We start from the raw sequence: 26378 nt of genomic DNA on the forward strand, positions 1-26378 counted from the left end.
AGCCTTATCTTGAAGTAGAAGAAAACTATCCGCTTTTTCTATGAGTTTTGTCATGTTTTAAATTCTAAAATGAGGATAATTTTGTGGTAGTAAAATTCAGAGATATGCATCAATTTGTTTCGGCCGATCAGGCTGTTAAGGCCATTAAGTCTGGTGATAGAATCTATGTGCAAGCCGCTGCCGCTGCACCTAGTGTTTTGATTGAAGCGCTCACAAAAAGAGCCTCTGAGTTACAGAACGTAGAAATATGTCACCTCCATACAGAAGGTCCAGCACCTTATGCAGATCCTTCATTAAGAGATAGTTTTCATGTGAATTCTTTTTTTATAGGGAAAAATGTACGTCATACGTTGAAGGCGGGCAATGGATCATATACTCCTGTGTTTTTAAGTGAATTGCCAAATGTTTTTCGTCGTGGTATTGTTACTCTGGATGTAGCATTTGTCCATGTATCACCTCCTGATAGTCATGGTTATTGTTCTTTGGGAGTTTCAGTAGAAGCTTCTATTGCCGCTATAGAATCTGCAAAGATCGTAATTGCTCAGGTAAATAATCAGATGCCCAGAACTTTTGGAGATGGGATAATTCATGTTTCTGAAATCAATTATTTGGTCGAGGCTAATGTCCCAATATTTGAACATGGAATGGCAGAAGCAACAGAGGTGGAATTGCAAATAGGTAGAAATATTGCAACACTTATAGAGGATGGAGCAACTTTGCAAATGGGAATCGGATCTATACCTAACGCAGCCTTACTTCAATTAACTAATCATAAGAACTTGGGGTTACATACTGAAATGTTCTCTGATGGAGTAATTGAGCTGATAGAAAAAAACGTAATCAATTGTAATTATAAAGTAGTAAATAGGGGAAGAGCCCTGGCAACCTTTCTTTTGGGCTCTAAACGATTGTATGACTTTGTGAATGACAATCCATTTATTGAGATGAGAGAGTCTTCCTATGTGAATGATACCGCAGTAATCCGGCAAAATCCAAAAACAATAGCTATTAATTCAGCCATTGAGGTGGATTTGACAGGTCAGGTTTGTGCTGATTCCATTGGAAGTACCATGTATTCGGGTGTGGGAGGACAAATGGATTTTATAAGAGGAGCGTCCTTAAGTCCCGGTGGGAAGGCTATAATTGCGTTACCTTCAGTAACTCGCCGAGGGGAGAGTAGAATAGTTTCCTATCTTAAAACAGGAGCTGGTGTAGTGACGACACGTTCACATGTGCAATATATAATTACCGAATACGGTATTGCTGAACTTTATGGGAAGAGTCTACAGCAGAGGGCCAAAGCACTTATTAATATTGCTCATCCGGCACATAGAGAGCAATTAGATAAAGATTTTTTTAGTGTACAACGTTCGTATGTTTAAAACTGTGTGATTAATAGACTAAAAAAGGCTGCGATTGGCAGCCTTTTTTAACTATTCTCAAATGTTAGTTTTGATTTTTGTTTTTGAATTTCTCAAAATCAGTCTCTACTTCCTGTTTTGGCCAACTATTGTTTGATACATCAATATCTGCTGTTTCTTCATTTGGATCGACCATAAACCTACTAATCTCTTTCTCAGAAGCAATCACACGGGTAACTTCTAAATCGTTTTTACGCCATATCTGAACTGGGAATTTTACAACCTCTGTGCTTCCATCTTTGTATGCTATTTCAACAATTAGAGGCATTGGTATTCCTCCCGGTTTATTGAATGTTACTTCATAAAAGTATTTTGGCTGTTTTAATGCGGCACGCTCTTCTGGAGTGAAATTATCCATTAGATACTCGTTAAGTGAGGTTGCATTTTCAACAGCTGTTTTTCCTTTTAAGGATTCGTTATAGTCTTCACTTCCTTCTTCAACCATATAAACAAATGGAGGAATATCTTGGACAGTAAGGTTTCTACTTTTCAGTAAATCCCTTATTTCTTTGTTAGGAGAAGAAGATACATGAAATTTCTTAACTTCTTTGATTCCTATGTCGACATAATCAGTGGTGTAGAACCAACCTCTCCAGAACCAATCTAAATCAACTGCAGAGGCATCTTCCATGGTGCGGAAAAAATCTTCAGGTGTTGGGTGTTTGAACATCCAACGTTTTGAATAAGTTTCGAAAGCATGATCAAAAAGATCATGTCCCATTACTGTTTCGCGCAGTATATTAAGAGCGGTTGCAGGTTTGCTGTAGGCATTTGGTCCTAACTGGTAAACGTTTTCAGGGTTAGACATTATTGGGGCAATAAATGATTGGTCTCCAGACATATAAGGAACAATCTGTTTTGGCCATCCACTTCTAGAGGGGTATTTAGTGTTAGGAGCAATTGCTTCTGGAAATTCTTCTCCGAATTTTTGTTCAGCTAAAAACTGAACAAAGGTGTTGATACCTTCATCCATCCATCCCCATTGACGCTCGTCTGAATTTACAATCATAGGGAAAAAGTTATGACCAACTTCATGAATTATCACACTGATCATTCCAAATTTCTCTCTATCTGAATAGGTGCCATCTTCTTTTGGGCGACCATAGTTCCAGCATATCATAGGATACTCCATTCCTTGATTGTGAGCATGCACTGAAATGGCTTTACTATAGGGGTATTCAAATGTGAATCTTGAATATGTTTTTAAGGTACTTGCAACAGCCTTTGTAGAATATTCTTCCCATAAAGGGTTTCCTTCCTTAGGATACATGGATATTGCCATTACATTTTGGCTTCCAACTTTCACCGCCATGGCATCGTAAATAAATTTTCTAGAAGTCGCAAATGCAAAATCTCTTACATTTTGCGCTTTTAGTCTCCACGTTTTTTTCTTGTTTGAGAAGTTTTTCTCAGCAGCTTCAGCTTCCTCCTGAGATACAATAATAACTGGTTTGTCAAATGTTTTCGTTGCCAAATCCCATCGCTTAAGCATTTCTTTTGAATATACTTCAGCACGGTTTTGCAATTCTCCAGTACCATCTAAAATATGGTCAGCTGGAACCGTAATGTTTACCTCATAGTTACCAAAAGGGAGTGCGAATTCACCATTTCCCCAAAATTGATGATTCTGCCATCCTTCAACATCATTGTAAACAGCCATTCTTGGAAAGAATTGGGCAATGACATAGGCACGGTTCCCGTCTTTAGGGAAGAACTCATAACCTGAGCGTGCGCGATCAGTCAAGTGGTTGTTGATGTTATACCACCATTTAATGGAGAATGATAATTTTTCACCAGACTTTAGAGGTTGAGGTAAATCAATTCTCATCATGGTTTGATTAATGGTATAATCCATACTAGCACCTTTGGCATCTTTTACGTGTTCGATGTTAAAACCGCCATCAAAGGGTTCTGAAAGAAAGGTGTTAGTGAACTGATTGGGTTGAAATGCAGGTTGCGCATAGGTGGGGTTACGCAGCGGAGATGGTGAGTTTTTTTCCCTTACATTTTGATCAAGCTGAACCCATAAATATTCCAAATTATCTGGAGAATTATTGTGATATGTAATGGTTTCTAATCCGTAAAGCTTCATGTTTTTGTCATCCAGCTCAATATCCATTTTATAATCAGCTTGCTGTTGGTAGTAAGCCGGGCCTGGAGCTCCTGAGGCAGTGCGGAACATGTTAGGAGTTGCAAACTCATTATACATTTGTCTGAATTTGTTTTGATTAACATGTCCTGTTTCTCGTTCTTTAGCGGGCTCTTCCTGAGCATACAACATGGTAGCTGATATGGCCAGAAGGGAGCAAAAGACTTGCTTGATGAATTTCATAAGTGTAATAATTGTTTTTTAGGGTGTGAAAATTATTAATTTTTTTGGTTATGAGATGATTACTGATCATAATTTTAACATATCCGTATTCTTATCTTTCATTAATAAGAAGCTTTTTTTGCGATTATTAATGTTAAAATGGATAATGTTTTGTTGTTCCTGAAAAAGATCATAAAGTATATTTGATTCAACCTTGATGCTTTTTAGTGAAGACAATGGTGTGTTTTTTATTTCAATATACGTTTTAACCACATCGTTTTCGTATTCTTTTCCGAGAAAGTGTAGTTCTTGTTTCTTTCCATTTATGTGTATAGTAAAACGTGTGTTTAAATACCTTTCGACATAATAATTGCTGTTTTTTGCTTCTTGTGGTGTCCCAAGGTCCAGAGTTACTCCATAACGTTCTTTAAGTACATTTTCAAAGTCATCAATAAATATTCTGGAAGTAATTTGTAGCGATTCTTCTTTGTTAGAATAATTTATCTGGGTTACACTTACATAGAATTTATGGTATGCAGTTGCTGAAATCAGGAATAGTGCCAGTGTAATTCCTAAGGTGTTTTTAAATATACTACTCATGTGTTTATTAAATCAAGGCAAGGTAATCAAAAAGTATTTCACACTCATCATAGTTCCTATTTCCCTACTTCTAAGAAGGTTTAATGTTGCTCTTATATAAGGGGTAATTTCTCTATTGTTATTACAAGGTATTTCCTTTAAAGAATGAGTACGAAAAAGTAAATTAGGAGATGTTAGTTAGAAAATAATGCATTGAATTGTTCGCTTTGCTTTACTAGAAACTCAATTAGGAAAAATTCATTATTTTTCTTTAATAGGTCTTGAGAAGGTAGTTTTTCGTCACAATAAAAAAGGTATGCATCTATTTTATCTTGTGGAATTTTTAAACCCTCAGTGAAAAAATAATCATCGTAAACATCACGTAATACCTCGCTTAACTTTATACGTTGATTAAATGGAATCTCTTGTTCCTGGTCTTTTTTACCTAAGGCCTTGGCTAATGCTTTAGCTATATTAGTAATATTAAGACCGTATTGCATTCCTAGTTCACTATTTGAAAGAGCTTTGTTTTCAATTTTCGTAGAATAGTCTGAAGCATAAAATTCTTTTTTGAATTCTTCATTTTTGAGTTCAAGGAATTTTTCGCTATCTGAGCTTACCACAACTTCATCAAGTTCGGTGATTTTCTCTTTGACTTCAACAATAAGTCTGTTTTTTCGTAATATCTCTTCCGTTATTTCAACAGTTCTTAATTGATAATTAATTCCTGAAAACGCGATTCGATCATGCAGTTGCACTAGGATTTCAAATTCTCCTTCAGAATTGGTTATGGTTGCTTTGTTTGCCGTTGCATTTATGACGTTTAGATCAGAAACATTAAGGTCATTGTACAACACCTTACCACGAAGCAGGACGCGCTCTTGTGCAAGTAATAGAGTAGGGATTCCAATAAGGAATAGGCATAAAATTAGGATGTTTTTTTTCATAGTTTTTAAAAAATGATCGAATAGCTAACCGAAAGTAATTAAAAGATTTTATGTTATTAAAAATAAAGACATCTATTAAATAAAATACAGTTTAAAAGGTAAACTTACGTTAAAAGCATTATGCTTATTAAATTTACAAAAAATATAGTCATGAAAAAACTTCTGATAGCAAGTACTTCTACCATACACGGAGGGAGTTATTTATCATATCTGTCTAATGAATTGGACGAATTCTTTGAAAAAGTAGAAACTGTATTGTTTGTTCCTTTTGCTCGGCCAGGAGGGATTACACATGACGCGTATACAGAAATAGCCCGGAAAGGTTTTAGCTCTTTAGGGAAAAACGTGGTTGGTTTGCATGAATTTAGGGATGTTTCAAAGGCAATTGAGGAGGCTGAGGCAATTTTTGTTGGTGGCGGAAATACTTTTTTGTTGGTTTCGCAATTGTATAAGAATGAGGTAATGACTCCTTTAAGGTCTGCAGTATTGTCTGGCACTCCTTATTTGGGAAGTAGTGCTGGTAGTAATATTACAGGGTTAACAATGCAAACAACCAATGATATGCCCATTATTTATCCGCCAAGTTTTAAGACTTTGGGCCTTGTACCTTTTAATCTAAATCCTCATTATCTTGATCCGGATGACCAAAGTACACATATGGGCGAAACTAGAGAAACTCGAATTCGGGAGTTTCATCAATTTAATAATCAGCCGGTTGTGGGGCTTCGTGAAGGCAGTTGGTTACGTGTAGCTGGAGATGAAATTGTTTTGAAAGGAAAATTGTCGGCACGTATCTTCGAACAGGGGAAAGATCCATATGAATTGTCATCAGGGAATCTGTTGGAATTTTGATGCAATAAAAAAACCGATTCAATTTGAATCGGTTTTTGCTCTTTGGAGCGGGAGACGAGGTTCGAACTCGCGACATTCAGCTTGGAAGGCTGACGCTCTACCAACTGAGCTACTCCCGCAATTCTTCGGCAAATATATAGCAACAATTTTATTCAAACCAAATATTTATTACAATTTTTTAAAGAAATGATAGCCTAATATTTCGAAGCCCTCATTGTAGTAGAACTTGTGAGAAGGGTAGTTTTGCACATAAGTATTTAATTCACAGGAAGTACATCCTTTTTCTTTAGCGTATTGGTATACCCAATTAAAAAGTTGTTTTCCTATTCCATTATTTCGGTAGGAGCTTTCAATAAATACATGGTCGGGTTCACAACTTCGTCCAGCATAGTGCCGAGTCATAAACCAAAGCCCACAACATCCGATTAGAACATCGTCCGAATAAACACCAACGCACTCATAGTTTTGATTAGTCATTTCAGTGAAGCGTTCTAGTAGGATTTCGTCGCTATGTTTTTGATTTGTAAGTTGTTGTACAAGTGGTATAATTACCTCTATTTTTTCTTTTGGAATGATAGAAAAAGAGACTTTCATTTTTTTGAATTTATTTGTAAAATTAATGTTATTTTTAGCTAATTAATACATGAAGTATGCAAGTAGATACCATCCAAATTAAATTTATAACGCCAGCAGAAACCTATGTTGTGCGTCATCCTGTATTACGTGTTGGAAAGCCAGTTGAATCTTGTAAATTAGAAGGGGATGAAGATCCTACAACCTTTCATCTAGGTGCCTATATGGATGGCCAACTTGTTGGAGTTGTTTCAATGTTGATTCAAGAATATAGCGGACAATCACATCAAAAATCATATCAGTTGCGAGGAATGGCTGTGTTGGCTAGTAAGCAAGGAAGAGGGATTGGGGCCCAGTTAATTGCGGCAGCTGAAGAAGAAGTTACAAACCGAGGAGGTGATTTTATATGGATGAATGCAAGGCTAAAGGCTGTGAATTTTTATACAAGCTTGGGGTATACAATTGATAGTCCATTGTTTGAAATTGAAAAAATCGGACCCCATTATGTGATGGTAAAGGAGCTTTCCTAGCCTATAACATTTAATTTTATTAAAAAGAAGTTCTGATGGTTAGATGGAGATCTCTAGTAGTAGTTATAGTTCTACTCGGGAGTCAATATGTAATGAGTCAACATAAGTATTCATTAGATGAGCTTACTGGTAAGGCGGATGTGCCCTTGTATGGTAAAAACATACAATTACGAAAACAGGCATATGACGCTTTTGTTAAAATGAGAGCTGCGGCATCCAAGGATGGAATAGCAATTCAAATAGTTTCATCCTACAGGGGATATGCTCGTCAAAAGGCTATTTGGGAACGTAAGTATGCTAACTTTCGTAAGCAGGGATTTTCACCAGAGGAAACCGTTTATAAAATAATGGAGTATTCCACTATTCCTGGGACTTCAAGACATCACTGGGGTACGGATATTGATATTATCGATGCCAACCAACCCTATAAAGGTGATCCTTTGGAATCAGATAAGTTTCATGGTGATGGACCTTTTTGTGCTTTAAAAGAATGGATGGATCTCCATGCTAATACCTTTGGTTTTTATTTAGTGTACACGGATAATGATAAAAGGACGGGGTTTTATTATGAACCATGGCATTATACGTATTTGCCACTTTCAGAGGGCATGCTTAATGAGGTTGAAAACCTTCCTCTTTCTGAGGTTTTTCAAGTGGAAGGCCTTTCAGGTAAGGAGGTCTTTAATGAAGATTTTATGCGAAAGTATATGGATACCTTCATCCTTGGAATTAATTCCAAACTTTTGAAAAGAGACGAATTTTAGAAATATAAAATCTCACTAAAAAGTGAAAGAAACAAGGTTTTTATAACCGCAATTTATGTCTTATTACCCTGCTCTTGCGGTAATTTGTTGTTATCTTTGATACTTAAAAAATAAGTAATGAACAAGAAAGTTTTATTGATGATTTTGGATGGTTGGGGTAAATCTCCAGATCCAAATGTATCTGCAATAGCTCAAGCTAATACGCCTTTTATCGATGGATTGTATACAAAGTTTCCAAATGCGAATTTACTTACTGATGGAATGAATGTTGGATTGCCAGAGGGGCAAATGGGGAATAGTGAAGTTGGGCATATGAATTTAGGGGCTGGTCGTATCGTATATCAGGATCTTGCTAAAATTAATTTAGCTGTTCAAAATAATACGCTCAAGGATGAGCAGGTGTTGCAGCAGGCCTTTTCATACGCGAAGGAAAATGATAAGCCGATACATTTTCTTGGGTTGTTAAGTGATGGGGGGGTTCATTCTCATATAAATCATTTAAAGGGATTGATAGATGCTGCCAATGATTTTGGGTTGAAAAAAATATTTGTACATGCTTTTACTGATGGTCGAGATGTGGATCCTAAAAGCGGAATAGGTTTTATTAAAGACCTTCAGGATTACCTAAGCCAAGGAAATGCAAAACTTGCTTCCGTCATAGGTCGCTACTATGCAATGGATAGGGATAAACGATGGGAGCGTGTAAAGCTGGCTTATGATCTTTTAGTCAATGGCGAAGGAATAGCTACAGAGGATGTTGTAGAGGTGGTTGAGAAAAGTTATGCTGATGGAATTACTGACGAGTTTATAAGACCAATTGTTGCCGTAGATACGAACCAAAATCCCTTAGCTACTATTTCCAATGATGATGTAGTGTTAATGTTCAATTTTCGTACGGATAGAGGTAGACAGCTCACAGAGGTACTTTCACAACATGATTTCCATGAGCAAAATATGCACAAACTGAATTTATACTATGTCACTATGACTAATTACGATGATTCATTTGCAGGGGTGAAGGTAATTTATGACAAGGATAATATTGAACAGACCTTGGGCGAGGTGTTGTCTGTTGCAGGGAAAAAGCAAATTCGTATTGCAGAGACTGAAAAGTATCCACATGTTACATTCTTCTTTAATGGAGGTAGAGAAGTTCCTTTTGATGGTGAACAACGCATACTTTGTCCTTCTCCTAAAGTGGCAACCTATGATCTTATGCCTGAAATGAGTGCCTATGATATACGAGATGCTATCATTCCTGAATTGAAAAAGGGAGAGGCTGATTTTGTGTGTCTTAATTTTGCTAATCCTGATATGGTAGGACATACAGGCGACATGAAAGCTGCAATCAAAGCGTGCGAAGTGGTGGATTCTTGTGCTAATGATGTGGTTAATGTGGCATTGGAAAATGGGTATACTACAATAATAATTGCCGATCATGGGAATTGTGATACAATGGTTAATCCCGATGGTAGCCCTAATACTGCTCATACAACAAATCCAGTGCCTGTGATTTTAGTAGACAACGAGCTTCATCAAATCAATGACGGTATACTGGGGGATATAGCTCCAACAGTTTTAAAATTGATAGGAATTCCTCAGCCTGCAGTAATGACACAAAAATCGTTGATTTAAAAGATTGCAAGACGCTTGAAATTTTTTGGCTATCAAAAAAAGCAGGCGTCTGTATCTTTGCTATATTTGTACCATGTTTCAAGCCATATTTTTATTTATTAGCGGACCAGAGATTATGTTCATCCTATTTATAGTGGTGATGGTTTTTGGTGCTGATAAAATCCCAGAAATTGCAAAAGGTTTAGGGAAAGGGATGCGTCAACTGCGTGATGCGACTAATGAAATTAAGCACGAAATTCAAAAAAGTGCGGAGAGTAATGGTTTAGACACCAGTATTGCCAAAGATGTCACTAATGAAATCAATAAGGTGAAAGAAGAGATAGATGAGGCAACCGGACCAATCAAACGTCAATTTTAATGCTGGAGTGGATTCAAGTACTAGATCAGAAAGGGATTATTTACCTAAATAATTTAGGCACGCCTGCTCAAGATATTTTTTGGAGTAATGCGACCAAGATTACATTATGGATTCCTCTATACATTTATTTTGGCTATCTTATATTTAAGTTTTATTCCAAAAGCGAGGCGGTAAGGATAGCGAATACGATTTTCTTAGCTCTTGCTACAACACTCCTGTTTACCGATGTTACCAAAGAATTTGTAGTGCGTGATCGCCCTATTAATGACGTAACTATAGGAGGTATGTTACGTTTGATAATTCAGCCAACCGACTATAGTTTTTTTTCAGGGCATGCATGTAATGGTTTTACCATTGCTACTTTAATGTATCTGTTTTTGAGGACTAAAACTAAATACGCTTGGATGGTTTTTCTTTGGGCTATATTATTTAGTTACAGTCGTTTGTATTTAGGGGTTCATTATCCTTCAGATGTGTTGGTCGGTGCTGTGGTAGGCGTAGTTATTGCCTATGGATTTTATAGGCTGCACGACATATATATAGAATATATGAAGGGGAAATAATTATTTCACTCTGCAAATCGTAAGTCCGTCTCTAATAGGGAGCAACACTGTTTCAACCCTTGGATCATCTTTTAACTTTTGATTGTAGGCTAGTAATGCCACGGTGCTCTTGTCTGATTTTTTAACGGGCTCAACTACTTTTCCACTCCATAATACATTATCAGAAAGGATGATTCCACCTGGATTCATCTTTTCAATAATAAGATCAAAATAATAGGTGTAGTTCTGCTTATCGGCATCAATAAAGACTAAATCAAAATTAGTCTTTAGGGTGGGTATGATTTTTAAAGCATCTCCTGTATGTTGTATAATCTGTTGGCCAAAACCACTTTTGTCGAAATAGCGTCTTTGCATGTCGCTTAATTCTTCATTTATATCTATAGTATGTAATATTCCATCTTGATGTAAACCTTCTGCCAAACAAATGGCCGAATAACCAGTATAGGTTCCAATCTCTAAAATGGTTTTTGGAGAAATTAGCTTCGAAAGTATACTTAAAACACGTCCCTGAAAGTGACCACTGAGCATTCTTGGGCTTAGTACTTTAAGATGTGTTTCTCTGGAGAGTTCCTGCAGTACTAAAGGTTCGTTTTCTGAGTGATCCGCTACGTATTTTTCCAAAATATCCGATAGAAAATGCATGTTGCTATTTTTTTTCAAAGGTAACGAAATTGTAGAAATTCCAATTTGAACATCATTTTTGCAGTGAAAAAACTAAAGATAAACTGTATTTTTGAGCAAAATTGATTCCATATGAATTTTCAAAATACACTTAGTTACGCACAACAGCTTGATAGAGAGGATACATTAGCTCCCTATAAAAGTGAATTTCATTTTCCACAGCACCAAGGGTCAGATGTGATTTATTTTACTGGAAATTCTCTAGGATTACAACCCAAGCGCACTCAGCAATACATAGATGGAATTATGAATGATTGGAAGTCCTTAGCAGTTGAAGGGCATTTCTATGCCGAAAAACCATGGTGGGATTATCATGAGCGGTTGGCTAGACCTTTAGCTAAGGTAGTAGGTGCCTTGCCTCAAGAGGTAAGTGTCATGAATACTTTAACGGTAAATCTTCATTTGTTGATGGTATCTTTCTATCGTCCTACCAAGGAACGTTTTAAAATCATTTGTGAAGAAAAAGCGTTTCCATCTGATCAATATATGTTGTCAAGTCAGGTTCGTTTTCATGGTTTTTCACCAGAAGATGCAATTATAGAGGTTAAAAAACGAAAAGGTGAGCATTATTGGCGTACAGAAGATATTCTTGAGGTAATAGAGGCAAATAAAGAGGAATTGGCTTTAGTATTGATGGGTGGGGTTAATTATTATAATGGACAAGTCTTTGATATGAAAACCATCACAGATGCAGGACATAAAGCTGGTGCTTTGGTAGGTTGGGATTTGGCACATGGTGCGGGTAATATTGAGATGCAGCTTCACGATTGGGGTGTTGATTTTGCAGCTTGGTGTAGTTATAAATACATGAATAGTGGTCCAGGGAACTTGTCAGGACTCTTTGTTCATGAGAAGCATTTAGGTAAAAAGGATATCCCTCGATTTGAAGGATGGTGGGGACATAATAAACAACGTCGTTTCTTGATGGAGCCTGAATTTGATCCTATGCCCACGGCAGATGCTTGGCAGCTTAGCAATCCTCCTGTGATTGCAATGGCTCCTTATTTGGCATCTTTGGAGTTATTTGAAGAAGTAGGAATGAGGGCACTTATTGCTAAGAGAGACACTCTAACTTCTTATCTCGAATTTGTTTTACAAGAAATTGATAAAGAAGTGGAAAGTAATTTTGAAGTAATTACACCTAAACAGGATAGAGCCTGTCAGTTGTCAGTGTTGTTACATGGAGAAGGGAGGAACCTTTTCAATTTCCTGATGCATAATGGGGTGATTACTGATTGGAGAGAACCAAATGTGATCCGATTAGCACCTGCTCCATTTTATTGTTCATTTGAGGATATGTATCGATTTGGTCAATTGTTAAAGAAAGGAATTCTGTCCAAATAGTATCCCGGAATAGATTACTTAAATTATTCTTTTTAGGCTCTTGCCTGTCTATTTTTGTTATTTTTGCCACTTATCTTTAAAAGTCTGTGAAAAGGGACTTTTCAAACCTTGCATATGCAAACATCCAAAAAAATTGCTGTAGTTGGTAGTGGGCTAGTTGGTTCACTTTTGGCTATTTATCTAAGACATAGAGGTCATGCTGTAGACGTGTTCGATCGTAGACCTGATATACGTGAAGTTGAATTTTCAGGTCGTTCTATCAACCTGGCCATGTCTTTTCGTGGATGGAAAACGTTGGAAGAAGCGGGTATTGATGAGGCTATTCGAAAAATAGCTATTCCTATGAATAAAAGAGCTATTCATGTGGTTGATAAGGAAGTTTATTTTCAACCGTATGGTAGGGATGGTGAAGCGATTTATTCTATTTCAAGAGGGCTACTTAATAAAAAAATGATTGATTTAGCTGAGGAAGCTGGAGTAAATTTTATTTTCGAATCAAAAGTCTGGGATGTTTCGTTATCCGAAGCGATCATTTATACTGGGGATACAGAAAAGAGTCCTTGGGAAGCTCATAAATATGATATTGTGTTTGGTGCAGACGGAGCCTTTTCGCGCGTAAGACATAAAATGCAGCGGAGTAGTATGTTTAACTATTCCCAAGAATTTTTGGAAGTTGGGTATAAGGAACTCAGTATACCAGCCAATGCAGATGGATCACATAAATTGGATAAAAATTCATTACATATATGGCCTAGAGGTAATTTTATGTTTATTGCATTGCCTAATTTGGATGGCAGTTTTACATGTACACTTTTTTTACCACATGAAGGGGATAATTCATTTGCAGCCTTAACTGATGAGGATAAGGTGAAGGATTTCTTTGAAGTTTATTTTCCTACGATAAATGATGAAATTCCTAATCTCATTCGTGATTTCTTTAAAAACCCTACCAGTGCACTTGTAACTACCAAATGCTACCCTTGGGTACATGGTAATACTGTGGCGCTTATTGGGGATTCTGCTCATGCAATAGTACCATTTTATGGACAGGGAATGAATGCTGGTTTTGAAGATATAACAACCCTAAATCACCTGATGAATGTGCATGGAGATGATTGGGGGACTATATTTCAGGAATATCAAAAGGAACGCAAGCCAAATGCCGATGCAATAGCGGAGTTAAGTTACCGTAATTTTATGGAAATGAGTAGCAAAACTGCTAGTGTTGATTTTCAATTGCGTAAAAAGATTGAAGCTTGGTTTTCGTCTAAACATCCAGAGTTATGGTTGCCTTTATATAGTAGGGTTACATTTTCAAATGATTCCTATGCTGAAGCTCTAGCTATGGGGGATATGCAGGCTACAATTATGGATAAAGTTATGCAGTTGGAAGGGATTCATATGGATTGGAATTCTGAAAGAGTTGAGTCATTTATAATAGAAGAGTTAAAAAAGTAACATTGGTATGAAACAATATACACGTGAGTTTGCCTACAATCTTAAGCTGGCATATCCAGTTATTCTGGGAATGTTAGGGCATACTTTTGTGGCATTTGCTGACAATATTATGGTTGGTCAGTTAGGAACAGCTGAATTGGCGGCTGTATCTCTAGGGAATAGCTTTATTTTTATTGCGATGTCATTAGGAATTGGATTCTCCACAGCAATTACACCATTAGTAGCTGAGGCAGATGCTGCTGGTGATGTCGTAAAGGGACGTTCTGCCATTAAACATGGACTATTATCATGTACAGTCTTAGGAATATTACTTTTTTTGTCCATATTACTGGCTAAACCTTTAATGCACATTATGCAGCAACCACAGGAAGTCGTTGCTTTGGCTTTACCTTATTTAGATTTGGTTGCTTTCTCTTTGATTCCTTTGGTGATGTTTCAGGCGTTTAAGCAATCCTCTGATGGACTTTCTGAAACTAAATATCCCATGTATGCTACTTTACTAGCTAATGTGGTTAATATTACTCTAAATTATTTGTTGATATTCGGTAAGTTTGGATTTCCTCAACTTGGAATTATTGGAGCTGCAATAGGTACGCTTGTTTCACGTTTTATCATGGTATGGTACCTTTGGTGGCTATTGTCAAGAAAGACCAAGACAAAGAATTATGTTACAAATTTTCAGTGGAAGTCAATCAGCAAGAAAATGTTGAAGAAGATTGCTGGATTAGGATTCCCTTCTTCCATGCAAATGTTTTTTGAAGTAGCTATTTTCACAGCGGCTGTATGGATGAGTGGTGTACTTGGTAAAAACCCTCAAGCTGCCAATCAAATTGCCTTAAATCTTGCCAGTATGACGTTTATGGTTGCCTCTGGTTTAAGTGTAGCCTCCATGATACGAATAGGAAATCAGAAAGGACTTAAGAATTTTGTCGAGCTAAGACGTATTGCGTTTTCAATCTTCTTTTTAACTTTACTATTAGAGGTTGTATTCGCACTTTTCTTTTTAACATTTAGACATTGGCTTCCTACCATTTATCTGGACGTCGATGATGTAGCTAATAAAATAGATAATTTCGAAGTGATTGGGATAGCTGCCAAGTTATTGCTTATGGCAGCAATTTTTCAAATTTCAGATGGAATACAGGTAGTCGTATTGGGAGCATTACGTGGATTACAAGATGTTAAGATACCTACTATTATTACTTTTATAGCTTATTGGGGAGTAGGGTTTCCTATATCCTATTATTTAGGGCTAAAAACAAGTTTTGCAAGTATGGGTATTTGGATGGGACTATTAGTAGGTCTTACCGTAGCAGCTATATTTTTGTATATTCGTTTTAATCATTTGACAAAAAAGTTAATACTAACGCACTTACAAAAGAGTTAATTTAAAATATAATCCTATAGTAATGGAACTACCAAAATTTCTTTTAGGTGATAATACAGATTTTCCAGATGCAATCTTTGTAATCCATACAGAGTTTCCTAGATTTATTATCAATTTGGCCACTGATGAGGTTGAATGGTTGGAAGATTTTGATGCAGAAGATGAAAGAGAGTTAGAGGCTGAGGCTGAAAACCTTATTCAGCAAGCTACCGATTTTTATGATAGAGAAATAACAAGATACGACCAAGAATAGACCTATGGTTGAGCAGTTAATAGAGTGGGATAAGTCTGTTTTCTTATTTCTAAATGGATTAGGGAGCGAAAAGTGGGACGGATTATGGCTTGTAATTACTAATAAATTTGCCTCCATACCACTTTATGTATTTTTACTCTATTTAAGTATTAAGGTCTATGGGTTGAAAAAGACGGTATATATTCTTTTATCTGTCGCTCTTATGATAACCATAACAGATCAATTGGCCAATATATTTAAATACGGTTTTGAAAGACTACGTCCATGTCACGATCCTAGCTTACAGGAACATATGCGTATTGTGATATGTGGAGGTAAATTTGGTTATTTTTCAGCTCATGCAGCAAGCTCATTTGCCTTAATGACCTTTTTTAGTCTTTTACTCAGTAAAAAGTATCCATTAATTTCACTTTTATTGCTGATATGGGCTGTTTCAGTTAGTTATAGCAGAATATATTTAGGTGTACACTTTCCATTAGATGTTATAACTGGAATGAGTTTAGGGATGCTAATTGGATGGGGTGTGAATGTTTTATTTAGTCTTTTAATCCTTCGACGTCCTTAGTTTTTAGGAAGTATTTCTTTGTTAAAAGGGTTAAGAAAAATTAGTAAAAATATCAATCCAAATGCGAGTTCATACACTTCCCATTTTCTACTCGATGGAATTAATGTTACCAGAACAGTAGTTGCTAAAAATGCAATGGTATGATGCCATTGTACCACTGGCACTGCAAATTTATTTACTAAATTTCTTACCCATTCTGATTTCCTATAAATAAGGGGTATAATGATAAGGTAAACAACCATTACAACCATAAGAAGTTGGCTGAATATAAGTTTATTTATCTTGGTGTCTCCTACTACTAGGTTGTGTAGGTTGGTTTCATTTTGGGCATTGTTTTTAAGGAAAAACTCACTAGATTCTATATTAAAAATACGTTGTCCCCAAGATATTTCTTCTCCCGCTCCAAATAAAAATAGAAGTGCAAATCCGAGTGTTCCAAGTTTCCAAAACCATGATTTATTTTTGCTAGTTGTGAAAAATCGGTAGAAGCATAAGATACTGATGCAAACAAGTAATATGGCTGTACTGTATTCGACAGCCCCATCTTCCTGAGCTATTTTTGTATCAAAGTATGTAACATCTGAATAGCCAAAAAATAAACTAATTAGTAGCACAATAGCTAGAAATAAAAAGCCTCTTTTTTCGGTGTGAGTAATGGATTTCATGGGCGTTTTTTTAGTATATACACGTTAGCAGCTAACCTATCCTTGTATTTTTTTTGGTTTGGTCTAGCTGATATATTATGGTCAAAAGTAGTTATTTTTTTTAAAGTAAATGCTTGCTTATAGTGAGTTTCGAAATCAGTTGATAAAGAAGGTCTTACTAGTACTCCGAAGGGTGATCGATTGAGTTCTTGTAGATGCTTGGCTGTAAGTGTTGGGGCAGTTCTGCCAAAATTCCAAAGAATTTCAGGAGCAATTTCACCATAGGAATAGGTGGGAAAATTTGATGGAAAAACTTCGGAAGAGGCTTTTTCATATGCTGGATTATTGTAAAGAATTTTAAATAAAGGCATACCAAATACGATGAGGCTAGTCAGAAATAGTATTGAAGTATAAAATACTTTCTGTAGTAGTTTGTGCTTAAGATACCTCCACATCAGAGTAGCACAGATTATGCTGCTAATAACAAGAAAACTACTCCATAGCCATGGAGTAGAAGATATCATAAGGTTGTTATAGAGTAAACCAATAGGAATGGTATATCCAATAATTATTAGAATGATTGTATGTAAATATATAGGCCATGATTCATTTTTTCTGAGTTCCTTGAAATGCTTTGCCAGGTACTCAATATAAAGGGCTATTGTGAGTGCTAAAGGTATGAGAACAGGAAGCAGGTACCTTACTTTTTTTTCCGGGACAATGGAAAGTAGTACTAGGCTGGTTACTGTCCAAATCCATGAAAATGTATAAAGTTTTTTGTTAGAGACTCTCTTTATTAGATAAGGATAAATAAGACTTACTAGGGCTGGGATGGTCCATAGACCGGTTTGTGTAAAAAAATTCCAGTAATAATAAAATGGTTTTACATTATAATTAGTCCAATTACCTGTCTCCTTTAGTGCAATTAATTCAAAGGTATTTGAATCCTTTAGACGAATATAGACATACCACCATCCACCAATTAAAATCCCTGCGCCAAGTAAAGAAATAAACCAAATTACTTTTTTTTTCCATGCCTTGGAATGATACACAATAAGGTAGCTTATCACAAAAGGTAAGAGAATAGAATACAGAGGAATCACGCTTTTACTAAGAATTGCAAATCCAATACCTAGTGAGGCTAAAATCAGGTTTTTAAAAGAAAGTATATTTTTTTTAAGTGATTTAAAAATGACGTAGACAGCAAATAGCATACACCCAATATGGTATATATCTGAAGGAGCTTCTTTTTGAATTGTTATAAAATACAAGGAAGTAGCAAGAATAGCAGCAGACCAAAAGCTTACGGTCTTATTTTGAGAACTTAGAAGGCTAAATTTGTACCAGAAAATTATGGTAAAAACCCCCATTAGGGCCGTTGGGAGTCGTAATGCCCAAACATTTGTGATGCCAAATATCCCTCCAAAAATGGCCCCAATCCATGAGGGGAAAGGCGGCTTTTCATACCTAGCTTCACCATTCATTGTAGTGAGAAGCCAATGATTTTCAGTAATCATTTCACGAGAGGTTATAAAATTTCGAGCTTCCATAATACTCACCGGGATTGTTTCTGGATGGATCCATAAAAGGATAAAGGTGAGGGAGGCTAAAATTAGTATAACTCTCTTAGTGTCATTCATAATATACAGTCCACTTTTTAAAAGTCTTTTTGTAGGGAAGGTTTTCAGTTAAAAAGGAGAGTTCTTCAGGAATTCCTCTTTTGGTTTTTACTACAATTATTCTTTTTGTATTGGAATAATTAGTTTTCAATCGATCTATATCTTCTTGAAGAGTTAAATCAAATAAATGAGTCTTATATGTTTCATCTTTTTGAAACTGAACCTCACGCTGAGTAAGATTGTGTCCGTTATTAAGGGTTACTATCTTTTGATTCGTATAAAATTGTAACGAAGGTAGTAAATCATTGAAAATGTACAATTGGTGTCCTTTATCAATGGAGTTTATAAAGTTAGCAATAGGCTTCATGCTATTGCTTGTTTCTTCATTTTTTGATAATACTGATGGTGCTATTATGAGTAATGTAATGGCAATTCCAAGGGTGGTTAAAACTCCCCGATATACCAATTCTTTTGTTTTGGAAAAATAGATTGATATACCAAATACGACTAGGTAAATAATCGGCACCCATAAAGGAATGCTTATTAGGGAAGGGAAAAAAGGTAGAACAATGAAAGCGACCCCAATAAGACTTCCATAAATGATGCTAACTTTATTGAAAACTTCTAGTTGTTTATCGGTAGCTTCCGTAAATATGGAGGCACCTAATATAGCAAGCAAAGGAAAACATGGAAGTATGTAGAAGATTAATTTTGTTTTGAATATTGAAAATAAGAGAATAATTGCTAGGGTTGCAATAATTAAAATAGATTTTTCATTTCTTTTTGCGATGGATGCTTTAAATTTTTTACCTGTCAAATAGCCTATAAAAGGCAGCCAAGGTAATGCTACCAGTGGCATTAGTACAAGGTAGAACCAAAATGGTTTGCCCCTATTGAATGCATTCTTTGAAACAACTCTCTGCACAAGTTGGTCTTTAATAAAGTAATCCAGAATTTTTGGATTTTCCATTATGATTTTTACATACCAAATGGAAGTTAACCCAAAGAATATCAGTAGTCCAATTATATGATAACCATTGAATGTTGGCTTTTCTTTTTTTATCAGTTTCCATGAACCAATAAACAACAAGACGGGTAAAAGAACTAAAGGTCCTTTGGTTAAAAAACCCATGGCTATAGCACCATAAAATAGGAAGGTATAGTAAGGGTGTTTTGATTTAGCCTGTAGCCATGAGTAAATTGATAACAGAACCCAGGTGGTAAGATAGCTGTCTGTAGTAAGGTTCTTACTTGCCATAATTGCAATAGGGGAAGAGGCGTATAAGAGAGCAGCAATTAATGCTGTTTTTTTTATGGGAAACAGCCTAAAGGCAATAAGATATACCAGTATTATCTGTATTAGAAAGGATATTTGTAAAAAAAATCGGGCTCCAAACTCATTAACGCCAAACAATTGATATCCAATAGTTGTGATTTGATAGGTAAATGGAGGTTTGTGATAATGGTAAATACCAAGAAGTGTGGGATGTGCTAGTGTATTATTCTCGAACATCTCCTTAGATATTTCCGCGTAACGAGCTTCACTAGTTTCAGTTAATCCCCAAAGATGATTATTGATTAACAAAAGTCCTAAAAAACAGAGTGCTGCAATATAAAGTTTAAGCTTCATTTTTTTTCAAAATCATTAAGTTCCTAGTATATACAATTCCTCCCATAATGTGTCCTGCAAAAAGTACTGGGTCTTTTCGAATTACAGCATAGACAAGAATTAATAGCGATCCAATTAGGCTTAACATCCAAAAACCAAATGGGAGCATGGATTCTTTTCGTTTTTCAGAATAAAACCATTGATAAACAAATCGTAACGTAAATATAGTTTGAGAAACGATCCCAAGCAATATGAGCCAAAAGGGAATAGCTTCGTTTTTAAAGAGATTTTCTATGTCGTACTGATTGTTGTTAAAATAGTACAAAACTATTAGCACTGGAAAAAGTATAATAAAGTATCTAAATACCTTAGGGAATTTTTTCCAATCTCCTTGAAGTTGAATATTTCTTATATAGATAAAATACGTGAGTGTTTGGCCGAACATTATTGCAAAATCATGACGTAAATACCCATATACAAATAATAAAAAGGAGGCTAAAAGGCTAAGTTGCCAAAAAAGGCGTGGAGTTAAAACTTGTTTGCTTCTTTCAGAAACTATCCATTGTACAATGAGCCTACTTGAAAATAGAAGCTGAGCTAAAAAACCTATTGAGAAAATTATCCAGTTGGACATTTAACTTTTTTTTGCTACCGTATAATTAATATACTTTTTTTTCATCCATAAGTAGGCAAAACAATCCGCCAGTGGTCCAAGTAATCGGTTCCATAGTCCAAATTTTGCTTGCCCGGCAATTCGAGGGAAATGTTGTACTGGTATCTGAATGATCTTCCCATTTTGAAGAAGAATCATTGCAGGTAAAAATCGGTGGAGACCTTTAAACATAGGAATGCGTTTTGCATACGCTGTCTTAATAACTTTTAATGGGCAACCCGTATCATCCATACCATCATTGGTAAATGCTCTTCGAATTCCATTAGCAATAAGGGAACTCATGTTTTTCACGAACGAATCTTTACGATTGGAACGCACGCCTGTAACAAGGTCGTAGTGTTCTATTTGTTCGAGTAGAAGATTAAAATCTTCGGGAGCTGTTTGTAAATCAGAATCAATGTAGCCAACCAATGGTGTGTCAGCATGGTCAAACCCAGCTTTAATTGCCGCACTTAAACCACAATTTTTTTCAAATTGAATATAATGGAAATGTGTATTTCGCTCACAAATAGTCTCAATGAAAGTTTGACTTTTGTCTTTAGAACCATCATTTACAAGGAGTACTTTTGTTTTTTTAGAAGCGATGGAAAGGTACTTTGTTAGTTCGCTTTCCAGACGTTCCATATTATCTTCTTCATTGTAAATAGGAACGATTATAGTGAATTGGTAGTCCATTTTTGGCAAATCAATTTAATGCAAATGTAGGTTTTTTTAACATTTTACTCTATAATTGGTTTATATAATTCTAATAATCGTTGTGCTGCGGCAAAGGGGGTTGTTTTGTTGAGTTCCAATGCTTCTAACTCGATAGGCATGTTTTTTTGTATTTCGGGATGTTCATAAAACGCTGCTTTTAAACGTTCTTCAATAGTTTGCCAAAGCCAGTATTTCTGTTGTTGAACTCTATTTTTGGTAAAAAAACCAGTCGAATTTTGTTGTTCTATAAACAGCCTAATAAGTTCCCAAATGACATCAATGCCTTTATTTTCAATTGCCGATGCAGTGAGTACCTTTGGGACCCAACCATTTTTTTTAGGTGGAAATAAATGAAGAGCTCTATTGAATTCTACCTTGGCTCTTTGGGTTGCTTCCAGGTTTTTCCCGTCTGCTTTATTAATAACTATGGCATCAGCCATCTCCATAATTCCACGTTTAATACCTTGTAGTTCATCTCCAGCACCAGCTAACTTTAGAAGCAGGAAAAAATCAACCATACTATGTACTGCGGTTTCGCTTTGACCTACTCCTACAGTTTCTATTAATATGGTATCAAAGCCAGCAGCTTCGCACAAAATAATGGTTTCTCTAGTTTTTCTAGCGACTCCTCCTAAGGAATCTCCAGCGGCTGAAGGCCGTATATAGGCATTTGGATTGTTGACCAAGGTTTCCATCCGGGTTTTATCACCTAATATACTTCCTTTACTCAGGCTGCTACTTGGATCTACAGCTAATACAGCTACTTTTTTTCCTAGAGAAGTTAGGTAGTTTCCAAATGATTCAATAAAAGTACTTTTTCCCACTCCTGGAACTCCTGTAATGCCAATACGAATTGAATTATTGGCGTAGGGAAGACATGAATTAATTACCTCTCTGGCAAGCTCCTGATGAGCAGGTAAGGTGCTCTCGACATAGGTAATGGCTCTACTTAAAAGCGTAATATCTCCTTTAATTATTCGTTCAGTGAGTGTTTTAGCTGATAGTTTTCTTTTCCTAAGTTGCTGAAATCTTGCAACAGCTTTGGGGTCAGTATTTTCCAAAGGAGATATTCCTTTTTTTTCGTGTAAAGCGCTTTTATGTGTATCTTTTAATGCCACTAGGTAGAATTATAGATTAAAAATAATACAAATTTTTGGGGCAACTTGCAACGAAGTCAAAAATGTGTCGTCTTTATAAGCGAACAACAATCGTAACCATTAGAAACAGCCGGCATGTTTCAAACCGACCTGATCAAAAAATGTAAACAAAACGACCGTAAAGCTCAAATGGAGTTGTACACGCAGTATTGTGATGCCATGTATTCTGTTGCCTTACGTTACGTAAAAAATGAAGATGATGCGGAAGATGTAGTTCAAGAAGCATTTATCAAGGCGTTTAGAAAATTAGATCAATATAGGGCCGAAGTGGCTTTTGGTGCATGGCTTAAGCGTATTGTCATTAATAAGAGTATTGATTTCTTAAAGACTAGAGAAGATGATTTGGTAGCTATGAATGAGAGTTATCTACGCATTTCATCGGAAGATGAGGATTGGTCTTTAGATGAAGGGATAGCCGCTCAAGAAGTGAAAAGGGTAATTGAACAATTGCCGGTAAAATATGGGAATGTGCTAAAACTATTTCTGATTGAGGGATATGATCATGCAGAAATTGCAGAAATTATGGATGTTACTGAAACAGTGTCACGTACACTTTTATTTCGAGGAAAAAACAAAGTAAAGGAAGTTTTAAAAAGCAGAAAAAATGTCACAAGATCTTAGAGAACTTTTTAGAAAGGAAGCTGAAAACTCTTCTGAATTGTCAATGAAGAAAGGGCATAAAGACCGATTTTATAAGCGATTAGAAAAGAACTTTCCATTTGAAACCAACAGGAGAAAGACCTCTTTAATTATTGTAAAAATAGCCGCTACCTGGGTCGTATTGTTTGGATTGGGAGCATTGGCCTATCATTTTTATACTAAAAATCCTCCTCCAATTGAAGTCGTAAATAGGGATGCTGAAAATTCATTACATAAGGAGAATTCAACTATTCAACTAGGAGACCTGTCTCCAGACTTGAAGAAAGTTGAGGAATTTTATTTAGCTAGCATTAATTATGAATTATCGGAATTGGAAATGTCAGATGGAAATAAAAAACTTATTGATGAATTCATGCAGCGCCTTTTGACACTAAACGATGAGTATGAGTTTTTAATTAAGGAACTCAATAGCATAGGTCCGAATAACCAAACGGTCACAGCACTAATAGAAAACTTAAAATTACGGTTGCAATTGTTGTATCAGTTAAAAGAAAAGTTAAACGAACTAAAAACAACAAGAAATGAAGCACATTATGAGGAGCAAATTTAATCCTATATGGATTGCATTGTTTATAGCTGGGACGAGTTTTGCTCAAGTACAGACTAAAACATTTAAAGAGACCTTTGAGGTTAAACCTGAAGTAAGTATCGAACTTAATACGAGTCATGCTAATATCGAATTTGTGACTTGGGATAAGAACATAGTTGAAGTAGAAGCCGTGTACCAAATGGAAGGTGTCTCAAAAGAAGAAGCTGAAAAGTTTTTTTCTACTATAGGATTTACTGCCATAGGGAATAGTAATATGATTACTATTAGTACCCAGGCTCACCATTCTAATGAAAACTCATGGAGTTTTAATATGACGGTTCCTGATTTCAAATTTGATTTTAAGTCATTAAATGTTCCATCCATGCCCCCAATGACACTAATGCCCCCACCACCACCACCCGTGCCTTCTTCCAGGTTTGATTATGATGCCTATAAAAAGGAGGGTGATAAGTATCTAGAAAGGTGGAAAAAGGAGTATCAAGAAAAGTTTGATAAGGATTACAAGGGAAAGATTGAAAAATGGCGAAAGCAATTTGAAGAGCAACAAAATCAGATGGCTAAAGAATATGCAAAATTCAGCGAGGAACGTTCTAAAATGATGAAGGACAGGGTTGAAGAGTTGTCAAAGAAAAATGTAGAGTTGGCTAAAGCCCGTGAGGAAACTAGAAAAATTAATGAAGAGGTACAGAAAGGATTGCCAAGGACAGAGGCTAACGTTTACTACTTTAGAACTGATGATGTGGATAAAAGTCTTAAAGTTATAAAAACGATTAGGGTAAAAATGCCTAAAAGTGCGAAGCTAAAAATGAATGTACGTCATGGTGAGGTGACCATAGCAGCAACTATAAAGAATGTACAAGCAACCTTGTCTCATACAAGGTTGCTTGCATACCAAATCGACGGGAGTCAAACACGAATAGAGGCTTCTTACTCTCCAATACTAGTTAAAAATTGGAATGATGGGTTATTGCGTGTAAATTTTGCCAATGAAGTAGCACTTACCAATGTATTTAATCTACAATTAGATGCGAACTCCTCTGAAGTTGCCATTACTAATCTTAAAAGAAATGCGGAATTAAATGGTTATTTAGGGTCTCTTGCGATTAATCATATTGCCTCTGATTTTAAGACTTTGCAAATGGAATTATCAAGTACGGATACCTATGTGTCATTACCTAATACCTCCTTTATTTTTCAGTATAGAGGAACTATGTCCTCGATTAAATACCCAGAAGTTTTAAGGTTAACTAGCAAAGATGAGGCGGGAACTACTATTGTGGAGGATATACAAAGAGATAAATCTACCACTAAGGAAATAAAAATTAATGCACGTTATAGCAAAGTTGAGTTAGAACAAAAGCGGATTTAACTATGTTTTTTTTTAAGTAGTTCTGGATATTTTCTTTGAAAGCGCTGCAGTCTAGGAATCGATACATTCTTTACATAAGGATTAGTAGGATTGCGTTTTTCAAAATTCTGGTGATACTCTTCAGCAGGCCAAAACTTCATAAATGGAATTACCTGGGTAACAATTTTCTGTTTGTAGATTTTTTTACTTTCTAAATCACTAATATACTTTTCGATAATTTTCTTTTCATTGTCATTTTGGTAGAAGGCAATAGATCTATATTGTGGGCCATAATCTGGTCCTTGTTGGTTTTTTGTGGTAGGGTCATGTGAACCAAAGAAAACTTTTACAAGTGTTTCAAAAGAAATTATTTTAGGATCATAGTGTACTTCTACCGCTTCAGCATGCGAAGTTTTTCCGCTGCTTACCTGTTTATACGTAGGATTGGGCTCAGTGCCTCCAGAATAACCAGAAATAACTTCGTCAACCCCTTTTACACTTTCAAAAATAGCTTCAACACACCAAAAGCAACCACTAGCGAAATACGCCTTTTTTAGCTTGCTTTGAGTGGAAGAAGTAGTTCTATCTTTTTTTTCAATTTGGCCTGAACACGAAAATGATCCTGTAATTATAAATAAAAGTATTACCCATTTTATAAGTCGTTCCATTATTTTAAGATGGTTTTAGGTTTATTAAAGAATCGTGTAGTAAAGAAATTTTATTTTTTCTTTCTTAAAAACAAAGCTATAATAGCTGAAGTAACGGCCCCCATTAAAGGAACAGTAATGAGCGATTGCAATAGGTAGTTATTGAATGTAAAGTAATTCTCTGCTTCATATAAAGACATTTTATTATTCGTTACTGCCCACTGGATAGTGTTGTTGAAAAATTCAGGCATGATCCATTTTAATGTAATATACAGACTTAATGGGGTTAGAATAAATATATAACCAGTCATTAGTATTCCAAATGAAAAGCCTTTTTTCCATGGTAGCACTCCTCCTAAGTTTTTACGTTTTGCCTTCATGGCTAGGATATAAATGGTGATGGCTAATACGGCAAAAATGTTCGTGAAATAAGGAAATTTATCAATGTGCGTTGAGGTCAGGCCGGTAACTTTTTCTAGGAGAGACCAAAAAAGAGTAGCCATAGTGAAAATCAATGCCCATTTTATTTCTAGTTTTAAATTCATTTGTAGGGG

28 protein-coding genes and 1 tRNA gene are annotated in these 26378 nt (G+C 35.8%); 15 read left to right on the forward strand and 14 right to left on the reverse strand.

Features of this window, described 5'->3' with window-relative positions; all coding sequences use genetic code 11:
- Positions 1 to 104 precede the first annotated feature (104 nt).
- On the forward strand, positions 105 to 1382 hold the full coding sequence (locus tag PT603_RS00270) for an acetyl-CoA hydrolase/transferase family protein (protein WP_008238453.1): 1278 nt from the start codon (positions 105 to 107) through the stop codon (positions 1380 to 1382).
- Between the two features lie 64 nt (positions 1383 to 1446).
- Here PT603_RS00270 and PT603_RS00275 read toward each other — a convergent pair whose 3' ends face one another.
- The 3 genes from PT603_RS00275 to PT603_RS00285 all read right to left on the reverse strand — a co-directional run bounded on the left by PT603_RS00275 (position 1447) and on the right by PT603_RS00285 (position 5258).
- Complete coding sequence (locus tag PT603_RS00275) at positions 1447 to 3753, reverse strand: M1 family metallopeptidase (protein ID WP_008238451.1); 2307 nt, start codon at positions 3751 to 3753, stop codon at positions 1447 to 1449.
- Positions 3754 to 3819: 66 nt separating this feature from the next.
- Positions 3820 to 4332 (reverse strand): DUF6702 family protein, encoded by a 513-nt coding sequence (locus PT603_RS00280; protein WP_008238449.1) that lies wholly within the window; start codon positions 4330 to 4332, stop codon positions 3820 to 3822.
- Positions 4333 to 4505: 173 nt separating this feature from the next.
- Positions 4506 to 5258, reverse strand: coding sequence for a BamP family beta-assembly machinery protein (locus tag PT603_RS00285; RefSeq protein WP_008238446.1), 753 nt, complete (start codon positions 5256 to 5258; stop codon positions 4506 to 4508).
- A gap of 150 nt (positions 5259 to 5408) precedes the next feature.
- Between PT603_RS00285 and pepE the strand changes: the two genes are divergently transcribed.
- Complete coding sequence (gene pepE / locus PT603_RS00290) at positions 5409 to 6110, forward strand: dipeptidase PepE (RefSeq protein WP_008238445.1); 702 nt, start codon at positions 5409 to 5411, stop codon at positions 6108 to 6110.
- Between the two features lie 43 nt (positions 6111 to 6153).
- Here pepE and PT603_RS00295 read toward each other — a convergent pair.
- Together PT603_RS00295 and PT603_RS00300 are read right to left on the reverse strand one after the other, a co-directional pair.
- A tRNA-Gly gene (locus PT603_RS00295) sits at positions 6154 to 6229 on the reverse strand.
- A gap of 49 nt (positions 6230 to 6278) precedes the next feature.
- The gene (locus PT603_RS00300; protein ID WP_008238443.1) at positions 6279 to 6704 is read right to left on the reverse strand and encodes a GNAT family N-acetyltransferase; all 426 of its coding nucleotides are present in this window, start codon (positions 6702 to 6704) and stop codon (positions 6279 to 6281) included.
- Positions 6705 to 6760: 56 nt separating this feature from the next.
- Between PT603_RS00300 and PT603_RS00305 the strand changes: the two genes are divergently transcribed.
- The 5 genes from PT603_RS00305 (at position 6761) to PT603_RS00325 (ending at position 10533) form a co-directional block, all read left to right on the forward strand.
- A complete protein-coding gene (locus PT603_RS00305) occupies positions 6761 to 7213 on the forward strand; it encodes a GNAT family N-acetyltransferase (RefSeq protein ID WP_008238441.1) in 453 nt (150 codons plus the stop codon).
- A 35-nt stretch (positions 7214 to 7248) separates the two neighbouring features.
- Complete coding sequence (locus PT603_RS00310) at positions 7249 to 7977, forward strand: M15 family metallopeptidase (protein WP_238531012.1); 729 nt, start codon at positions 7249 to 7251, stop codon at positions 7975 to 7977.
- Positions 7978 to 8094: 117 nt separating this feature from the next.
- A complete protein-coding gene (gene gpmI, locus PT603_RS00315) occupies positions 8095 to 9612 on the forward strand; it encodes a 2,3-bisphosphoglycerate-independent phosphoglycerate mutase (RefSeq protein WP_008238438.1) in 1518 nt (505 codons plus the stop codon).
- Positions 9613 to 9685: 73 nt separating this feature from the next.
- Positions 9686 to 9970 carry a Sec-independent protein translocase subunit TatA/TatB gene (locus PT603_RS00320; RefSeq protein WP_008238436.1) on the forward strand — a complete coding sequence of 95 codons (285 nt, stop codon included), beginning with the start codon at positions 9686 to 9688 and terminating at the stop codon, positions 9968 to 9970.
- Positions 9970 to 10533 (forward strand): phosphatase PAP2 family protein, encoded by a 564-nt coding sequence (locus tag PT603_RS00325; protein ID WP_008238434.1) that lies wholly within the window; start codon positions 9970 to 9972, stop codon positions 10531 to 10533. Before PT603_RS00320 ends, PT603_RS00325 begins: the two co-directional genes overlap by 1 nt.
- Here PT603_RS00325 and PT603_RS00330 read toward each other — a convergent pair whose 3' ends face one another.
- The gene (locus tag PT603_RS00330) at positions 10534 to 11175 is read right to left on the reverse strand and encodes an O-methyltransferase (protein ID WP_008238432.1); all 642 of its coding nucleotides are present in this window, start codon (positions 11173 to 11175) and stop codon (positions 10534 to 10536) included. It abuts the gene before it with no gap.
- Between the two features lie 111 nt (positions 11176 to 11286).
- On the opposite strand from PT603_RS00330, the gene kynU reads away from it, so the two are divergent.
- From kynU to PT603_RS00355, 5 genes are all read left to right on the forward strand, one after another.
- Positions 11287 to 12558 (forward strand): kynureninase, encoded by a 1272-nt coding sequence (gene kynU, locus PT603_RS00335; RefSeq protein WP_008238430.1) that lies wholly within the window; start codon positions 11287 to 11289, stop codon positions 12556 to 12558.
- Between the two features lie 114 nt (positions 12559 to 12672).
- A complete protein-coding gene (locus PT603_RS00340) occupies positions 12673 to 14016 on the forward strand; it encodes an FAD-dependent oxidoreductase (protein WP_274237673.1) in 1344 nt (447 codons plus the stop codon).
- Between the two features lie 7 nt (positions 14017 to 14023).
- The gene (locus PT603_RS00345) at positions 14024 to 15403 is read left to right on the forward strand and encodes an MATE family efflux transporter (RefSeq protein WP_008238426.1); all 1380 of its coding nucleotides are present in this window, start codon (positions 14024 to 14026) and stop codon (positions 15401 to 15403) included.
- Between the two features lie 22 nt (positions 15404 to 15425).
- A complete protein-coding gene (locus PT603_RS00350; protein WP_008238425.1) occupies positions 15426 to 15656 on the forward strand; it encodes a DUF8828 family protein in 231 nt (76 codons plus the stop codon).
- Between the two features lie 4 nt (positions 15657 to 15660).
- Positions 15661 to 16221, forward strand: coding sequence for a phosphatase PAP2 family protein (locus PT603_RS00355; protein ID WP_008238423.1), 561 nt, complete (start codon positions 15661 to 15663; stop codon positions 16219 to 16221).
- Here the strand turns inward: PT603_RS00355 and PT603_RS00360 are convergent.
- The 6 genes from PT603_RS00360 to meaB are packed head-to-tail and all read right to left on the reverse strand — an operon-like array spanning position 16218 to position 22580.
- Positions 16218 to 16886, reverse strand: coding sequence for a hypothetical protein (locus tag PT603_RS00360; RefSeq protein ID WP_008238421.1), 669 nt, complete (start codon positions 16884 to 16886; stop codon positions 16218 to 16220). The two genes, PT603_RS00355 and PT603_RS00360, sit on opposite strands and share 4 nt — an antisense overlap.
- The gene (locus tag PT603_RS00365; protein WP_008238418.1) at positions 16883 to 18505 is read right to left on the reverse strand and encodes an ArnT family glycosyltransferase; all 1623 of its coding nucleotides are present in this window, start codon (positions 18503 to 18505) and stop codon (positions 16883 to 16885) included. The genes PT603_RS00360 and PT603_RS00365 overlap by 4 nt, the downstream gene beginning before the upstream one ends.
- Complete coding sequence (locus PT603_RS00370) at positions 18498 to 20114, reverse strand: ArnT family glycosyltransferase (RefSeq protein ID WP_008238416.1); 1617 nt, start codon at positions 20112 to 20114, stop codon at positions 18498 to 18500. The genes PT603_RS00365 and PT603_RS00370 overlap by 8 nt, the downstream gene beginning before the upstream one ends.
- Positions 20104 to 20727 (reverse strand): lipid-A-disaccharide synthase N-terminal domain-containing protein, encoded by a 624-nt coding sequence (locus PT603_RS00375; RefSeq protein ID WP_008238403.1) that lies wholly within the window; start codon positions 20725 to 20727, stop codon positions 20104 to 20106. Before PT603_RS00375 ends, PT603_RS00370 begins: the two co-directional genes overlap by 11 nt.
- Complete coding sequence (locus PT603_RS00380) at positions 20728 to 21441, reverse strand: glycosyltransferase (protein ID WP_008238401.1); 714 nt, start codon at positions 21439 to 21441, stop codon at positions 20728 to 20730.
- A 44-nt stretch (positions 21442 to 21485) separates the two neighbouring features.
- On the reverse strand, positions 21486 to 22580 hold the full coding sequence (gene meaB, locus PT603_RS00385; RefSeq protein WP_008238399.1) for a methylmalonyl Co-A mutase-associated GTPase MeaB: 1095 nt from the start codon (positions 22578 to 22580) through the stop codon (positions 21486 to 21488).
- 114 nt (positions 22581 to 22694) lie between these two features.
- On the opposite strand from meaB, the gene PT603_RS00390 reads away from it, so the two are divergent.
- From PT603_RS00390 to PT603_RS00400, 3 genes are read left to right on the forward strand one after another with little or no spacing between them, the layout of a single operon-like run.
- Positions 22695 to 23240, forward strand: a complete 546-nt coding sequence (locus tag PT603_RS00390) for an RNA polymerase sigma factor (RefSeq protein ID WP_008238397.1) — start codon at positions 22695 to 22697, stop codon at positions 23238 to 23240.
- Positions 23224 to 23829 (forward strand): hypothetical protein, encoded by a 606-nt coding sequence (locus PT603_RS00395; protein WP_008238395.1) that lies wholly within the window; start codon positions 23224 to 23226, stop codon positions 23827 to 23829. The genes PT603_RS00390 and PT603_RS00395 overlap by 17 nt, the downstream gene beginning before the upstream one ends.
- Complete coding sequence (locus PT603_RS00400; RefSeq protein WP_155805563.1) at positions 23801 to 25198, forward strand: hypothetical protein; 1398 nt, start codon at positions 23801 to 23803, stop codon at positions 25196 to 25198. The genes PT603_RS00395 and PT603_RS00400 overlap by 29 nt, the downstream gene beginning before the upstream one ends.
- Here PT603_RS00400 and msrA read toward each other — a convergent pair.
- Both msrA and PT603_RS00410 read right to left on the reverse strand, forming a co-directional pair.
- A complete protein-coding gene (gene msrA / locus PT603_RS00405) occupies positions 25195 to 25845 on the reverse strand; it encodes a peptide-methionine (S)-S-oxide reductase MsrA (protein ID WP_008238386.1) in 651 nt (216 codons plus the stop codon). The two genes, PT603_RS00400 and msrA, sit on opposite strands and share 4 nt — an antisense overlap.
- Before the next feature lie 50 nt (positions 25846 to 25895).
- On the reverse strand, positions 25896 to 26369 hold the full coding sequence (locus PT603_RS00410; RefSeq protein WP_008238384.1) for a DUF4199 domain-containing protein: 474 nt from the start codon (positions 26367 to 26369) through the stop codon (positions 25896 to 25898).
- Positions 26370 to 26378: the final 9 nt, after the last annotated feature.

It is taken from the genome of Imtechella halotolerans (assembly GCF_028743515.2).
Classification (GTDB): Bacteria; Bacteroidota; Bacteroidia; order Flavobacteriales; family Flavobacteriaceae; genus Imtechella; species Imtechella halotolerans.

Coding starts and splice junctions, on each gene's coding strand:
- PT603_RS00270 (WP_008238453.1), top strand. CDS start 105: ATGCATCAATTTGTTTCGGCCGATCAGGCTGTTAAGGCCATTAAGTCT.
- PT603_RS00275 (WP_008238451.1), bottom strand. CDS start 3,753: ATGAAATTCATCAAGCAAGTCTTTTGCTCCCTTCTGGCCATATCAGCT.
- PT603_RS00280 (WP_008238449.1), bottom strand. CDS start 4,332: ATGAGTAGTATATTTAAAAACACCTTAGGAATTACACTGGCACTATTC.
- PT603_RS00285 (WP_008238446.1), bottom strand. CDS start 5,258: ATGAAAAAAAACATCCTAATTTTATGCCTATTCCTTATTGGAATCCCT.
- pepE (WP_008238445.1), top strand. CDS start 5,409: ATGAAAAAACTTCTGATAGCAAGTACTTCTACCATACACGGAGGGAGT.
- PT603_RS00300 (WP_008238443.1), bottom strand. CDS start 6,704: ATGAAAGTCTCTTTTTCTATCATTCCAAAAGAAAAAATAGAGGTAATT.
- PT603_RS00305 (WP_008238441.1), top strand. CDS start 6,761: ATGCAAGTAGATACCATCCAAATTAAATTTATAACGCCAGCAGAAACC.
- PT603_RS00310 (WP_238531012.1), top strand. CDS start 7,249: ATGGTTAGATGGAGATCTCTAGTAGTAGTTATAGTTCTACTCGGGAGT.
- gpmI (WP_008238438.1), top strand. CDS start 8,095: ATGAACAAGAAAGTTTTATTGATGATTTTGGATGGTTGGGGTAAATCT.
- PT603_RS00320 (WP_008238436.1), top strand. CDS start 9,686: ATGTTTCAAGCCATATTTTTATTTATTAGCGGACCAGAGATTATGTTC.
- PT603_RS00325 (WP_008238434.1), top strand. CDS start 9,970: ATGCTGGAGTGGATTCAAGTACTAGATCAGAAAGGGATTATTTACCTA.
- PT603_RS00330 (WP_008238432.1), bottom strand. CDS start 11,175: ATGCATTTTCTATCGGATATTTTGGAAAAATACGTAGCGGATCACTCA.
- kynU (WP_008238430.1), top strand. CDS start 11,287: ATGAATTTTCAAAATACACTTAGTTACGCACAACAGCTTGATAGAGAG.
- PT603_RS00340 (WP_274237673.1), top strand. CDS start 12,673: ATGCAAACATCCAAAAAAATTGCTGTAGTTGGTAGTGGGCTAGTTGGT.
- PT603_RS00345 (WP_008238426.1), top strand. CDS start 14,024: ATGAAACAATATACACGTGAGTTTGCCTACAATCTTAAGCTGGCATAT.
- PT603_RS00350 (WP_008238425.1), top strand. CDS start 15,426: ATGGAACTACCAAAATTTCTTTTAGGTGATAATACAGATTTTCCAGAT.
- PT603_RS00355 (WP_008238423.1), top strand. CDS start 15,661: ATGGTTGAGCAGTTAATAGAGTGGGATAAGTCTGTTTTCTTATTTCTA.
- PT603_RS00360 (WP_008238421.1), bottom strand. CDS start 16,886: ATGAAATCCATTACTCACACCGAAAAAAGAGGCTTTTTATTTCTAGCT.
- PT603_RS00365 (WP_008238418.1), bottom strand. CDS start 18,505: ATGAATGACACTAAGAGAGTTATACTAATTTTAGCCTCCCTCACCTTT.
- PT603_RS00370 (WP_008238416.1), bottom strand. CDS start 20,114: ATGAAGCTTAAACTTTATATTGCAGCACTCTGTTTTTTAGGACTTTTG.
- PT603_RS00375 (WP_008238403.1), bottom strand. CDS start 20,727: ATGTCCAACTGGATAATTTTCTCAATAGGTTTTTTAGCTCAGCTTCTA.
- PT603_RS00380 (WP_008238401.1), bottom strand. CDS start 21,441: ATGGACTACCAATTCACTATAATCGTTCCTATTTACAATGAAGAAGAT.
- PT603_RS00390 (WP_008238397.1), top strand. CDS start 22,695: ATGTTTCAAACCGACCTGATCAAAAAATGTAAACAAAACGACCGTAAA.
- PT603_RS00395 (WP_008238395.1), top strand. CDS start 23,224: ATGTCACAAGATCTTAGAGAACTTTTTAGAAAGGAAGCTGAAAACTCT.
- PT603_RS00400 (WP_155805563.1), top strand. CDS start 23,801: ATGAAGCACATTATGAGGAGCAAATTTAATCCTATATGGATTGCATTG.
- msrA (WP_008238386.1), bottom strand. CDS start 25,845: ATGGAACGACTTATAAAATGGGTAATACTTTTATTTATAATTACAGGA.
- PT603_RS00410 (WP_008238384.1), bottom strand. CDS start 26,369: ATGAATTTAAAACTAGAAATAAAATGGGCATTGATTTTCACTATGGCT.